The 13664-nt window shown below is 58.5% G+C and carries 13 protein-coding genes and 1 pseudogene; 6 read left to right on the top strand and 8 right to left on the bottom strand.

The window, feature by feature from the left end; all coding sequences use genetic code 11:
* Position 1 precedes the first annotated feature (1 nt).
* Both NE852_RS24580 and NE852_RS24575 read right to left on the bottom strand, forming a co-directional pair.
* Positions 2–706 (bottom strand): CoA transferase subunit B, encoded by a 705-nt coding sequence (locus NE852_RS24580; protein WP_037173544.1) that lies wholly within the window; start codon positions 704–706, stop codon positions 2–4.
* The gene (locus tag NE852_RS24575; RefSeq protein ID WP_258156831.1) at positions 703–1410 is read right to left on the bottom strand and encodes a 3-oxoacid CoA-transferase subunit A; all 708 of its coding nucleotides are present in this window, start codon (positions 1408–1410) and stop codon (positions 703–705) included. The genes NE852_RS24580 and NE852_RS24575 overlap by 4 nt, the downstream gene beginning before the upstream one ends.
* Before the next feature lie 503 nt (positions 1411–1913).
* Between NE852_RS24575 and NE852_RS24570 the strand changes: the two genes are divergently transcribed.
* Positions 1914–2372 carry a MucR family transcriptional regulator gene (locus NE852_RS24570; protein WP_008531786.1) on the top strand — a complete coding sequence of 153 codons (459 nt, stop codon included), beginning with the start codon at positions 1914–1916 and terminating at the stop codon, positions 2370–2372.
* 37 nt (positions 2373–2409) lie between these two features.
* On the opposite strand, the gene NE852_RS24565 is transcribed toward NE852_RS24570, so the two are convergent.
* From NE852_RS24565 to NE852_RS24550, 4 genes are read right to left on the bottom strand one after another with little or no spacing between them, the layout of a single operon-like run.
* Complete coding sequence (locus tag NE852_RS24565; RefSeq protein WP_008531785.1) at positions 2410–3582, bottom strand: YcaO-like family protein; 1173 nt, start codon at positions 3580–3582, stop codon at positions 2410–2412.
* Positions 3582–4358, bottom strand: a complete 777-nt coding sequence (locus NE852_RS24560; protein ID WP_258156830.1) for a nitroreductase family protein — start codon at positions 4356–4358, stop codon at positions 3582–3584. Before NE852_RS24560 ends, NE852_RS24565 begins: the two co-directional genes overlap by 1 nt.
* Before the next feature lie 37 nt (positions 4359–4395).
* On the bottom strand, positions 4396–5244 hold the full coding sequence (locus NE852_RS24555; protein WP_008531782.1) for an McbB family protein: 849 nt from the start codon (positions 5242–5244) through the stop codon (positions 4396–4398).
* A gap of 57 nt (positions 5245–5301) precedes the next feature.
* Positions 5302–5469, bottom strand: coding sequence for a phazolicin family TOMM bacteriocin (locus NE852_RS24550; protein ID WP_164841440.1), 168 nt, complete (start codon positions 5467–5469; stop codon positions 5302–5304).
* A gap of 186 nt (positions 5470–5655) precedes the next feature.
* Between NE852_RS24550 and NE852_RS24545 the strand changes: the two genes are divergently transcribed.
* Positions 5656–7428, top strand: a complete 1773-nt coding sequence (locus NE852_RS24545; protein ID WP_128623601.1) for an ABC transporter ATP-binding protein — start codon at positions 5656–5658, stop codon at positions 7426–7428.
* Between the two features lie 132 nt (positions 7429–7560).
* Positions 7561–8319, top strand: a complete 759-nt coding sequence (locus tag NE852_RS24540; protein ID WP_008531780.1) for an IclR family transcriptional regulator C-terminal domain-containing protein — start codon at positions 7561–7563, stop codon at positions 8317–8319.
* A 91-nt stretch (positions 8320–8410) separates the two neighbouring features.
* Here the strand turns inward: NE852_RS24540 and NE852_RS24535 are convergent, their stop codons facing one another.
* Positions 8411–9955, bottom strand: coding sequence for an acid phosphatase (locus NE852_RS24535; protein WP_258156829.1), 1545 nt, complete (start codon positions 9953–9955; stop codon positions 8411–8413).
* Positions 9956–10143: 188 nt separating this feature from the next.
* Between NE852_RS24535 and NE852_RS24530 the strand changes: the two genes are divergently transcribed.
* Positions 10144–11433 (top strand): cytochrome-c peroxidase, encoded by a 1290-nt coding sequence (locus NE852_RS24530; RefSeq protein ID WP_258156828.1) that lies wholly within the window; start codon positions 10144–10146, stop codon positions 11431–11433.
* Positions 11434–11633: 200 nt separating this feature from the next.
* Positions 11634–12107 carry a nucleoside deaminase gene (locus tag NE852_RS24525; RefSeq protein WP_008531769.1) on the top strand — a complete coding sequence of 158 codons (474 nt, stop codon included), beginning with the start codon at positions 11634–11636 and terminating at the stop codon, positions 12105–12107.
* Positions 12108–12123: 16 nt separating this feature from the next.
* Here NE852_RS24525 and NE852_RS24520 read toward each other — a convergent pair.
* A pseudogene (locus tag NE852_RS24520) lies at positions 12124–12210 on the bottom strand (IS5/IS1182 family transposase); the annotation flags it as partial.
* 336 nt (positions 12211–12546) lie between these two features.
* On the opposite strand from NE852_RS24520, the gene NE852_RS24515 reads away from it, so the two are divergent.
* Positions 12547–13470, top strand: a complete 924-nt coding sequence (locus tag NE852_RS24515; protein ID WP_258156827.1) for a transcriptional regulator — start codon at positions 12547–12549, stop codon at positions 13468–13470.
* The last annotated feature ends 194 nt before the right edge of the window (positions 13471–13664 follow it).

Genomic DNA, 13664 nt, shown 5'->3' with positions numbered 1-13664 from the left:
CTTAGAGTTTCGGAACGACGAGATCGGCAACGGGTCCGTCGACATGAAGCGGCGCACCGGTCATGGCCTGCAATTCCTTCTCGGACATCGCGGCCAGCTTCTCCCGCAGGACGAAGCGCCCATCGACGATGTCGATGACGGCATGGCTGGTATAGACGCGGGTAATGCAGGCGACGCCGGTCAGCGGAAAGGTGCACGTCTCCACCAGCTTCGGCTCGCCCGTCTTGGTGACGTGCTCGGTAATCACGCAGACCTGCTTGGCGCCATGCACGAGATCCATGGCGCCGCCGACAGCCGGCACGCCCTTGCTGCCGACCCGCCAATTGGCGAGATCGCCGTTCTGCGCCACCTGATAGGCGCCGAGGATCGCGACGTCGAGATGCCCGCCGCGCACCATGGCGAAGCTGTCGGCGTGGTGGAAGAAGGCAGCACCCGGCTTCAGCGTCACCGCTTTCTTGCCGGCATTGATCAGATCCCAGTCCTCTTCACCTTGCGCCGGTGGCTCGCCGAAGTTCAGGATGCCATTTTCCGTGTGGAAAATCGCCTCGCGGCCGGGCGGCTGATAGCGCGCGACCATTTCCGGAAAACCGATGCCGAGGTTGACATAGGCGCCATCGGCAATGTCCTGCGCGGCGCGCCAGGCGATCTGCGCATTAGAAAGCTTGATGTCTTCCCGCGTATTGATGGGGCGCGTATCGATGGTCATACGTAGGCCACTCCGGCTCGGATGAGCTCTTCTTCCTGTTGGGGATCGGGGACAGCGACGAGGCGGTCGACGAAAATTCCTGGTGTCACCACATGTTCTGGATCGATGCCGCCGACCGGTACGATGGATGAGACCTGGGCGATCGTCTTGGCCGCGGCCATGCACATCAGCGGGTTGAAGTTGCGGCCGGCCTTGTTGTAGGTGAGGTTGCCGTGGGTATCGCCGATCTCGGCTTTCACGATCGCGAAATCGGCCTTCAGCCAGCGCTCCTGCACATAATGGCGGCCGTCGAATTCGGCGATGACCTTGCCTTCGGCAAGTTCGGTGCCATAGGCCGTCGGCGTATAGAAGGCCGGAATGCCGGCTCCGCCGGCGCGGATGCGCTCGGCCAGCGTGCCCTGCGGCACGAGTTCGAGCTCGATTTCGCCGGCCAGATATTTGTCTGTGAAGGCGCGCGGGTCCGACGAACGCGGAAACGAGCAGATCATCTTTCTGACCATGCCGGCGTCGATCATCGCAGCGATGCCGATGCGTCCGTTGCCGGCATTATTGTTGATGACGGTGAGGTTCCTCGGGCCTTTGTCGATCAAAGCGTGGATCAGCTCGATCGGCGCGCCCGAGCCACCAAAACCACCGATCATCACGGTCGCGCCATCACCGATCTCAGAGACCGCTTGCGCGGTGCTTCCGATTGTCTTGTCCATGCGGGACCTCCCTTGGCTATGCGGCCGGGAACGCAGTCCTCCCGTCCTCCAGCGTCAGGCATAGGGTGCTGCGGCTTCGTCGGCAAGCAATTTGTGCGTTATTTGATTTTTGTTCGTATATCGCACAAAAATGAACGAGTTGACTCGAAATTCGGCCCTGATGGCTTTGCGCTCTCATCACTCCAATCGAGGCCATTCTGGCGTTGCCCGCAATTGCTCGCATTCGTTGAATTTTTTCACCGCTCGCTTGATTGTTCATGGTTTTTTGTTACCTGTTATGGGGGAACACCGCGGGAGGAACTTTTGAGATCTAACCTTATTTGAATCTGCGCCTGCAGCGTTTGTCGCCGTCGGCTCTATGTCCGGCTCCTTCATCGGAAGCCAGGCTCGAGCAGCAGGTTCAATTTCGCTGAATTGACCATCGTCAATAGGGGATCGATGAGAACTTCCTCTCATCCCGCCTGCGAAGCGATGCGTTGATTCTCGAAGCAACGGGTTATTTTATGTACTCAAAACCCCAAAATTCGGCACCCGAGAACATCACCGAACTGACTGCGAACATCGTCACTGCCTATGTGGGCAGGCACGATGTCTCGATGCAGGATCTGCCTTCCCTCATCGCCAGCGTGCAAGCCGCTCTGGGTCAAGGACCTCGTCCGACCGAACTGGCCTTGGCCACCGAAGGAGCACCCACCACACATCAAAAACCAGCCGTTCCTATCGATCGGTCGATCGAGAAGGACTTCCTAATTTGCTTGGAGGACGGGAGACGATTCCGTTCGTTGAAGCGGCATTTGAAAACCCATTACGACCTGACGCCTGACGAGTACCGCATCAAATGGGGCCTTCCGCCGGAATATCCTATGGTCGCGCCCTCCTATGCCGCCAAACGGTCGTCGATCGCAAAAAGCATAGGATTGGGCATCGCCGTTTCAAAACGCTCTCAAGCTAAAGCAAAATAAGGCGAACAGGGAGGCGGGGGTCGCTCCCCCGCCTTTGTTATGAAAATGGCATGGGCTCCAGCCGTCTGGACGCTTTCTCGCAGAACAGATCGATCCATCTGTTGTCGTTGTTGTTATGGTCGCCCGGGCTCATGTGAAGGAAGAAATCCGGCGACACGACGCGGCAGAAGTGCAGCTTGGTGCCGGCAACATAGATGCTGCGGAAATAGAGATAGACGTTCCTGGATACGGAAAGAATGCTGTCCACAAGCGTCTCCATGTTTCTGTCGTTTCCGTCTGCTCCGATTGCCCTGGGATCGACGCCGACACCCAACTCGAAACCTGCCCTGTTCGCAGCCTGAAAATTATCCTTCAGAGAGGTGCTGCCATATTCTCGGGCTCCAAAGAACTCCATCTGAGGGAGGAGAAGCGATGTCTGCCATGCTTCGGTAAAGGCCTTTGCCGTGGCGGCATCGGGATCGAAATCCGCCGAGCAGCCGCAGGAGAAATTCACCAATGCATCCGGATCCTGCGACTTGTATTCGCAAAACTTGACGCTGGCGCCTTTCAAGAACGAAAGGTCGAGAACATTCAGGCTTCCCGCCATCGCCATCTGATCATGGATGGCGCGCGCCTTGCGGTCCTTGAGCGCAGCGCCAAGACCTTCGATAGCGTTGCAGCGCCGCGAGACCCACATCGCGGTCGTGCATTGGCGCTCGACAAATTCCAGCAGAGCGCCCTGAAATGCAGTCTTTTTATCCGGATGTATCGCCGATCCGGAGCTGTCTCGGACCGGAGCAAAGCGAACGTCTCTCTGTTCGTCGAAGCTGTGCAATGACAGAAGCAGGGTTGGGTAGAGAGCCATGCGGTCTTCCCCGAGCCTGTTTACTTCGACCAGTCGAAAACTCGCGGCCTCGATATCGTCGCGCACGTCATCGTGACATGTCTGGCGAAGCGCAAGAACCAAAGCATCTTGCTCTTCCGGATCAAGCCGCATCTCGGCGATCTTACCCATCCCGCGGGAGGTCACAGCGCGGAACGCCGCATAGCGTTCAAAATACTCACCCATGGCTTTGACCGCGACGCCTGGCCCAAGGCCAAATCCGTGACCATTGAGGTCGTTCGCATCATCGGCCGAGAACACCGTCGGTTCGAAGATGCTCGCGGGATAGGCAGGGGTCACACGATATCTCGGCGTCCGGGAAGCAAAACTGCGATATGACCGTTGCATTAATTCTCCTCCGGATAGGCAAAGGCCTGGATGATCCCCGGCAGGAGAACGCGGCTGTCCAGCCCGCAGTTTTTCGCAAGGGCGTATTCGGAAAATCCCGACAGGACACGGGAGCGTATTCCATGGTCTTGGGCGACCCTCAGCATTTGCTGATACATCGACCCGACTTCCATCAAGGCCAGGCGGTAGCCGCGCGAACGATATTTGAAGATCGCCTTCTTGAGATTGATGAAATACACGACGTAAAATGCCGCGCGCTCGATCTTGTAGATTTCATTGAAGAGTGTGGGATCGTATCCGCCTCGAAGCATTTCGAAGGCGTTGCTCACCGGCAGGTAATGAAGGACGTTGAAGCCTTCTTCCGTTCCCACGACGTTTCCCAGGACGTTTCCCAGGATAGCAACCGACTCGACGCTGTAAAGGGCGCCTCCGGAGGGGTAAGGCCGACGTCTGGCGTAATCGGCACCAAGCGCTTCTGAAAAAATTTGGTGAACGGTGGAGAAATCAATTGGTCGCGTGCCGCCTTTGTCAAGCGACGGCCACCGCCAGGTCGTGTCGGCGACAGAGGCATCGGGAAACTCGATGGTGCGGGTAATGTGGGAGAACCGCGTTTCGAAGGTCTCCGCTCGTTTCAGGTCTTCGATGGAAAGGTAAGGCTGGCTGAGTGCGTTCTCCAACGGAGAACCTGCAACGGAAATGCAGTGCTGATGAAATGCACGGATCTCGCTTTCGACCTCCGGATCAACGAACTGGCCGGCGTGTGAAATCTGGTTCACCGAGGATATCTTGACGTGTCGCATCTGACAGTCCTCCCTAAATCTCTCGCAGCGACGAGCTGAAATTGGAATGGACGCCCCGATGCCGTTCGATACGGCCTGTGTCGAGATTGAGCTCGATAACCGTGCTGAGATCGTCGGGAAAAAGCGGCGATACGCCGTCCGCTATCAGGGGGCGGAGCCGCATGTAAGCAAGATGCAGCGCGACGGCCGTTTCGATCTGGGCGGCCGGAAAGGTCGGAACATGCATCGTTTCGATCGCATAGGGATCGGAGAAGAAATAGTCGGCCCAACTGGAGGGCTTGAATTTCGACGACCGGTCAAGTCCGGCGAGATTATGGATACCGCTAAAATGGTCGGGCAGATCGATGGCCGACGAATAGAAGCCGTCGATGATAAAATGCCGGAAAACAAAATAGGAGTGAAGCAGGATGGCCTCTCTCTTCGATTTGCAGGCGGCGTAGATGTCCTTGGCAAGCCCCGGCTCGTAGCGATCCTGAATTGCCAGGATCAAATCGGCGTCCGCGATATCTGAAAGGGTCGTGCATGCCCGGCAGGAGACCGCGTCGCGGTCAAGGATCAATTGCACGACATCATCGGCAAGTGTCTGGGACGGCGAAAATACCGCCACTGTTTTCATATCTTCGACTTTTCGAAGCACTTTCAGGCGTTCAAGAAACTGCTGGGCGGCGCTGACCGGAAGTGTTTTCCTCTCGAGGATCTTTTCGATCTCCACCTCGTCAACACGAGACCGGAGCGCTTTTATTTCGCCGAGGGCCGCGACAAGATTTGCGTCGGTGATGCGCGCCGCACCCACCGGAGTGAAAAGCTGCCATGCGCCATCCGCCGGCGCCGAACTGAGTACGAACGGGGAAACCGAAAACATCTTTGCAAACCTCGTTGTGAAAGGTGGCGGCCCCTGATCGGGGCCAGCCGTTGTCTATCAGGTCGAAATCGAGCTGGCCGAACCGGAGGACTTGCCGGAGGCGCCGCAACGGCTGCTGCTGTCGCAACGTGCGCAAGTCGCAGCCGTTTGAACCGTGGAATCGCCCGCGTCGACGAACTCGATTTCGGTGCCAAACTGCGGCGGATTCAGAATCTGCGTCGTCATTTCACATACCTCCTATTTGCGAGTTGAAATTGCAGCACCACGCTGCAAAAGCAAAACTATTTCAATTTTTGCGTTCGTCAAGAAGAAATTTTGTGATACCTTGTATAAATCAAGAGAGTTCAAGAATAATATTCTTAGATATTCACTTGTATCGATCAATAAAATTCGAAATATGGAGCGGTTATTATGGGTAAATCTGAAAGCGTATTCAGAGTAATTAATAATATGCTTCTAAATAATCGCAGGCAACGCGCATCCTTCGCCTTGGTATTGTGCACTATAACGCTTACGGCGATCGGCGCGGCGCTGTTTCCGGTGTTCTTCTCGCTAGGTATCGATGCGCTGGCTGAGGGAAATTCTGGTGGGAGCCCAGGTATTCGCTACATAATCGCCTTCGGGATCGGCTTGACGATCGTCGGCGCTCTCGAACAGGCTCAATGGCTGACCTTCGGCCCGATGAATCTGCGCCTTCAAAGGCATTTGACCACACATGTCTTCAATCACGCCCTCTCCTTGCCTTATCGCAAGCTGAGGGAATACACGACTTATGAGATCGGCAGGACGGTAGAGCGCGGTCTGGACGCGGTCCGGGAAATAACCTCCAACCTGACGTTCTTCCTGATACCTACATTTATTGAATTGGTGATTGCCGCATCGGTCATCGCCTTCATGATCGACGTCTGGATCGCGCTGCTGCTGTTTTCCGCCCTGTTCGTCTACGCGGCGATCGCCAATGTCTCGGCGACGAAAATCCGCGGGGCCACAGAGAATGCGATGGAGACCGGAATTGAAGCGTGGACCTTCGGGCTCGACGGTGTCGCAAACGCGGAACTCGTTCAACAGGCAAACAGGGTCGAAGAATTCACGGAACGCTTGAACCTCAAACTCAAGGTCAACGATAAAGCCTGGGCGGTCACCTTCAGACAGAGAGCCTTTTTCGGTGTTCTGCAGGCGCTCGTCTTCGGAGCCGTTGTGCTCGGCGTCCTGTGGCGCGGGGCCTCTGACGTTTCCGAGGGAGCCATGAGCATCGGCAATCTGGTGCTTCTAAACACCTACATCATCCGTCTCCTGCAGCCTGTGGAGACTTTCGCGCGTGTCTACCGCGAAGTGAATTCGTCGCTGGGGGAAGCGAGATTGCTTATGGATCTCCTGTCCGTGCCGGTGCCGGCACCTCACCTCCGGTCGGATCGCGGAGATCGATCGCCGATGTCCTTGCAGCTATCCGGTGTTTCCGTGACCGTCAGCGAGAATGCCTTGCTTGAAGATCTGTCCTTCTCCGTCGCGGCCGGGGCAAAGCTCTATATCGTCGGCCAATCGGGAGTCGGCAAATCTTCCTTGTTAAGAGTCATCTCCTGCCTCTCCGTTCCGGATGGCGGTGAGTATCTGATCGACGGAACCAGGGTTGGCGAACAGAATGCCGGTCTCTTCAGACCAAGCATCAGCGTCGTGCAGCAGGATTGCTTGCTGTTCGACTGGTCGATATCCGAGAATATTGCTTTTGGCGTCGACGCATCACCGGCGGAGATCGAACTGGTCATCCGCAAGCTCGGCCTGAACGAAGTCGTCCGCCGCCATCAGGACCTCGGAGAACCGACGGTCGGCGAACGGGGAAGCCGCCTGTCGGGCGGCGAAAAGCAACGTGTCGCGCTTGCGCGTGCCTTGCTCGCCAAACCGCGGCTGCTTGTCCTGGACGAACCCACCGCTGCCTTGGACGAAGCGAACCGGAAGCGGGTGCTGGAAGCCATCGCAGAGTTGCAGCAGACATGCACGACGGTTTTCGTCACGCATGATCTGTCCCTGCTCGATGCGGATAGCCAAGTTCTGTTTCTTGCGCCGGATCGACGTCATTTCACCGGATCCCACAGAGAAGTTCTGGCGACGAGCGACGAATATCGGAGCTTTAACAGCAGCGGGCCGGCGGCAACATGGGCTGAACCTTTGTCGTTTGCTTCCAAATGATCGACAGGCGGACATGGACAAATCAATTGGGGCAGATCTCCGAAACAAAGTGATGCACGGTTCGAATTCCCCTATAGAAACCTCGGCGAGGTTCTGCCTCGGAAAAACGTCGAAAGAGCAGAAACAATACCGATGCGCGAAACGGATTTTGTCAGCGGCTTCGCCCGCGGCCTGAAAGTCATCGAAGCTTTCGGTGAAACGCGCCAGCGGCTGTCCATCGCCGAGGCCGCCAAGCTGACGGATCTTGACCGCGCTACCGTGCGCCGCTCGCTGCTGACGCTCGCCGAACTGGGTTATGCCGATTACGACGGCAAGTTTTTCACGCTGACGCCGAAGATCCTGCGGCTTGGCCATGCCTATCTCGCCGCCACGCCGCTGCCGGCGCTACTGCAGCCGCATCTCGATCTTCTCTCGGAGAAAGCCGGCCAGAGCGCCTCGGCCTCGGTGCTCGACGGCACCGAAATCGTCTATATCGCCCGCGCCTCGCAGCGCCGCGTCATGTCGATCAATCTCACTCCGGGCAGCCGCCTGCCCGCCTACTGCGCATCGATGGGCCGCGTGCTCCTTGCTGCCCTGACCGAGAACGAAGCGCGCGCCATCCTGGCCCGCAGCGAGCTGAAGCAAAACACGATAAATACCAGGACCGACCCGGACGAACTCATTGCCGAATTCCGCCGCGTCCGCGCCGAGGGTTACGCCATCATCGATCAGGAGCTGGAAATCGGCCTCTGCTCCATTGCCGTGCCGATCGACAACGACCGCGGCGAAACGGTGGCGGCGATCAATATCGGCGCGCCGGCCGCCCTCGTCCCGGCCGCGGAGATGAAGGAGCGTTATCTCAAGCTGCTGAAGGAAACTCAGGCCGCGCTGCGGCCGCTGCTGCGCCGGTGACGACAAGCAGTTCCAGCAAAAGTGCGCTGGCCCGGAATGCGTAAAGAAAGAGATTGAGCGGCCCCGGCCGGTGACCGGGGCCGCTCAATCGTCAATGCGTCAGGTCGAGCGAAGCGGTCAGGTCGCCCATCGGCGGCTGGCCGTTGGTGCGCAGCGCCTCGTCGCGGGCGACGATACCGGGCAAGACAGGCAGATCGTAGCGCGCGGTGATGAGGCGGATGATGGAGGTCGTGTCGTACTGGGTATGATCGATCGTGCCGCCTTTGGCGAAGGGCGAGATGATGAAGGCGGGAATACGGTTGCCCGGGCCCCAGCGGTCGGCCTTCGGCGGCGCGACATGATCCCAGAAGCCGCCATTCTCGTCATAGGTGACGATGACGAGCATATGACCCCATTGTGGGCTCTTTTCCAGATGCGAGACGATATCGGCAAGATGCTGGTCGCCGCTCGACACATCGGCATAACCGCCATGTTCGTTGAGGTTGCCCTGCGGCTTGTAGAAGGAAACGGCCGGCAGCTTGCCCGCGTCGATATCCTTCAGGAAGGCTTCGCCGGCAAGGCCGCCGTCCTTCAGATGTTCGGCGCGCGCCGGCGTGCCGGGCGCGAAATTGGCGAAATAGTTGAACGGCTGATGGTGGAACTGGAAGTTCGGTACCGGCGTGGCGTTCTTGCCGTCCAGCGCCGCCTGCCAGGCGCCGCTATACCAGGCCCAGCTGACGCCTTTCAGCGACAGCAGATCGCCGATGGTGATCGCATGCTGCGGCGGCAGTGTCGTCGCCGCTGCCGGATCGGCCAAGGCGGTATCACCGTCCTTGGCCGGCGGATTGGCGCTCGGCTGATAGGGTGGCTGCATGGTGTTGACGGCGTAGAAATCGGGCGTCAGCGTGCCGTCGGAGACGAATTTCGGGGCGCCGTCGAGCGCCGACTTCGGGGCGTTGTCGGCCACAACAAGCGACGTGCCGTCGGCATCGACCTTGGCGATCACCGGCTTGGCCGGGCTCTTGTCGGCGTCGGGGTAATAGGGCGCACAGGCGCAAACCAGCGCGAAGTGGTTGAGGAAGGAGCCGCCGAAGGCGCCCTGGAAGAAATTGTCGGCAAGGACGTATTTCTTCGCCACCTGCCACATCGGCAGGATGGAGCCGTCATAATGGCCCATGACGAGGCTGCCGGAATCCGCCCAGGCGACGAATTTGTCGTTCTTGCCGCCGTCGATCTGCATCTGCTCCTGATAGAAGCGGTGCCAGAGATCGCGGGTGATGACCGTGGGCGCTTGGGCAAAACCCTTGGGATCGTCGATCGCGAAGCTGGCATTGGCAAGATGGGCCGACTGGGCCTCGGTGACGGCGGGCGTCACGCCCTTGGCGGTCAGGCCGCCCCAGGCCGGCGGCAGTTCGGCAAGCGGCTGCCCGTCGCGGTCGAGCTGGCGCGCCTGGTCAGCGGTGACATTGGAGAGACCGTTGGCGCCGGGGAAGCCGCCATAGAGATTATCGAAGCTACGGTTTTCGGCATAGATGACGACGATATTGTCGATCTTGTCGTAACCGGCAGGTGCGGCATGGGCTGCCGTCACTATCGCGAGCGGCATCATGGCCGATCCGGCGAGGCAGAGGGCGTTGAGGAGTTTCAGTCTTTTCACGGGTAGAGACCTCATGGCTAGGGGGCGTTGGCTAGAGGGAGCGGGAAACGCTCGGGGGCGCACCGACGCTATTCCCGCCGTCTATCAACATTGTGACATCAAGGTTACAGCGAGGCGGCCGTCATCAATTTGTTGCAACGAGGTTCGATCATGAAGGAAAATAGGCCTAAGCTATTGGAATTCTTATCATGTCGACAAAGACGTTCTGGCTGCTGCGCTCCGGTTTGGCAGTCAGCCTGGGTGCCGCGGCGCTCTGTGTGGCCATTCCGCCGCTGCGGCAAAGCAGCGCGGCCGCCGCTGCCGGCGTCCATCCAGGACCGATGTCACGCGCCGAGGCCTTCGCCCGGGCCGAAACGCTGACTGCGCTCGGCCGCAAAATCTTCTTCGATCCCTCGCTGTCGGCCTCAGGCCTCCGGGCCTGCTCGTCCTGCCATGATCCCGCTCACGCCTTCGGCCCAGCATCGGCCAAACCGGTCGAGATGGGCGGCAAGGATATGAACCAGCCGGGCCTGCGCGCCGTTCCGACGCTGCGTTATCTGCAATCGATGCCTGCGTTCACTGAGCATTATTACGACTCCGAGGACGAGGGCGACGAAAGCGTCGACAACGGCCCGACGGGCGGCCTCACCTGGGACGGCCGGGTCGATCACGGCGCCGACCAGGCGAAGATCCCGCTGCTCTCACCCTTCGAGATGGGCAACAGGGATGCGGCCGAAGTCGCGGCGAAACTGCGCAGGGCGCCCTATGCCGACGCCATCAAGGCGGCCTTCGGCGAGACGGTGTTCGACAACCCCGCGGATACTTTCGCCGCCGCCGCCGAGGCACTCGCCACCTTCGAGCAAAGCGGCCCGGACTTCTATCCCTATTCCAGCCGCTACGACGCCTTCCTCGCCGGCAAGGCGACGCTGACGGCGCAGGAATTGCACGGCCGACAGTTGTTCGAGGACCCGGCCAAGGGCAACTGTTCGAGCTGTCACCTGAGCGAACCTGCCAATGACGGCGAGCCGCCGCTCTTTTCCGATTTCGGCTTCCTCGCCCTCGCAGCCCCCCGCAACATGGCGATCCCGGCCAATGCCGACCCTGGATATCACGACCTCGGCCTCTGCGGCCCACAGCGTACCGACCTGGCCGGGCACAGTGAATATTGCGGCTTGTTCCGCACGCCAACGCTGCGCAACGTCGCGCTGAAGAAGAGCTTCTTCCACAATGGCTATTTCCACACGCTGCGCGACGTCGTCTCCTTCTACGCGACCCGCGACAGCGACTCCGGCCGCTGGTATCCTCGCAACGCCGACGGCACGGTCCAGCGATATGACGACCTGCCGCAAGCCTATTGGGACAATGTCAACCAGGACCCGCCCTTCGGCAGGAAACCCGGAGATGCGCCGGCGCTGACCGACCCCGAAATCGACGACATCGTCGCTTTCCTGGGGACACTGACGGATGCGGACTTACAGCCCGAGCCGACCGGGCACTGACGCCATCGCGAAACGGCTGAGGATTACGACAATCTCCGGCCGCCTCCTTGCTACTTCGATCTAGGCTCAGGACCTTTGATTAGAGCCAAAAAATGACGGTTGCTGCGATGCAGATCACCAATCTTGAATCTGATTTGCAGCCCTTGGAAATCCGTCCGATCCGCGGGAAGATCATCCCGCTCTAATTCTTGGGAGTTCTCATGGAAAATCACGAGCCGTTTCTGCGAGAGGCGATTGCGCTCTCGAAATCCGCGATGGCAAACGGCGACGAACCGTTTGGCTCGGTACTGGTAAAGGACGGCGAAGTCATCCTACGCGCCGAAAACAGCGTCTTCACCGGCCACGATATGACAAACCACGCCGAGATGAACCTGGTTAAACTTGCGGCACAGCACTACGACACTGCTTTTCTGGCTGACTGTACGCTCTACACCAGCACTGAGCCGTGCGCGATGTGCTCCGGGGCGGTCTACTGGTCGGGTATCGGGCGTATGGTGTTTGCGTGCTCCGAAACACGGCTTGGCGAGATTGCTGGGATCGGGTTGAACGTGCCTAGTCGGGTAGTGTTGCAGACCGGCGCTCGTGCAGTCACTGTGGTTGGCCCGACGAACCTCGAAGACGAAGCCGCCGAAGTCCACCAGGAATTCTGGCCGAAACATCTGGGCAAGGTTTAGACTCAGGGCTTATTGATCAGAGCCAGAAGATGACGGCGGCTGCGATGCAGATGGCCGAGAAGAAGGTGTAGGCCCATCTGTCGCAGCGGGTGGCGATGCGCCGTGGCTGCGGCTGCACGCGCTCCCGCCACTCATGCCTGCACGGCCGAGCCACTTCGATCAGAGCAACAGCCGCCCCGATGGTATGGAGGCGCAACCGCGATGATCTTGGATTTCCAGGCAGTTCGCGAGACGTAGCAGTTCATGAATTTGCAGCAGATAATTCTCTCTTTCAAGAAGGCATTTACCGCCCCGGACGAAGCAAAATGGTTCTTGTGTGTGCCTTTTCATACCGAAACACCTAGCTTCAATTGGATATCTCAATTCTCGACGCTTAAAGACCACTTGATGTATCAGAATTTCCGATATACATCAGTTCATCGGAAATGATGGGGAAACGATGGAACGTTCGTTTTTGACGATTGCCGCCGGCGAGAATAATGATGCAATACGCGCGCTTTCGGCTCCGGCACGGGTTGAGATACTCAAGCTGCTCTGCGCCAAAGGACCGATGAATATCAACGATATCGCGCGCACTCTTTCCCTCCCCCAATCCACCGTCGCGACCGGTATCCAGATCTTGGAAGACGCCCGGCTGGTCGACTCCCAGCTGGCGAAGGCTCGGAAGGGGAACCAGAAAATCTGCTCGGCAATCTACAGCGAAATTCTGATCAGCTTCGAGGAAAGTGCCGCCCAAAGAGCCAACAACATCATCGAAGTCGAGATGCCTGTGGGGCTCTACACCAGTTGCGACGTCCATGCGCCCTGTGGTCTTTGCTCCACCGAGAGCGTCATCGGCCCGCTCGACGTGCCCGACTATTTCCTTGATCCGCAGCGCATGCAGGCCGGGCTCGTCTGGTTCGGTCGGGGCTATGTGGAATATAAATTCCCCAATAATGCCAAGGTGTTGAACAAGGACATCCGTGCCATCGAATTTTCGCTGGAGCTCTCGTCCGAGGTGCCCGGCACCAATGCGGACTGGCCCTCCGACATCACGCTCTGGGTCAACGGCATGGCGATCGGCACCTGGACGTCGCCCGGCGATTACGGCGACAAGCGCGGCGCCTTCACGCCGGCATGGTGGAAGCTCGAGGGCTCGCAATATGGGATGATGAAGACGTGGCGGATCTCGACGCGCGGGACTTTCATCGACGGTGTCGCCGCGTCGAATATCACGCTCGGCGACCTGGCGCTCGGCCAGCATTCGTCCATTCGGTTGCGGGTCGGCATCGCCGAGAATGCCGGCCATACCGGCGGGGTGAACATATTCGGCCGCGGCTTCGGGAATCACGGCCGCGACATCATCATGCGGCTGCATGTCTGAAAAAATCAATATCGGATATCTTGATTTAAAAACTTCATTTATTTCCGATTTCAGCGACCGTTAATCTTATACAAGTTATTGTTATAAAATATTTTTCCTTAAATTTTGTATTAGTATGATTAAATAAGGGACTCGATTGACAGAACGACATTCCTGATATCAAGTTAGAGGCAAGAAAACAAAATTCTTGATAT

The sequence above is a fragment of the Rhizobium sp. Pop5 genome (genome assembly GCF_024721175.1).
Taxonomy (GTDB): Bacteria; Pseudomonadota; Alphaproteobacteria; order Rhizobiales; family Rhizobiaceae; genus Rhizobium.
Note: the sequence above shows the minus strand (reverse complement) of the source record. Positions and strands in the feature narration are given on the sequence as shown.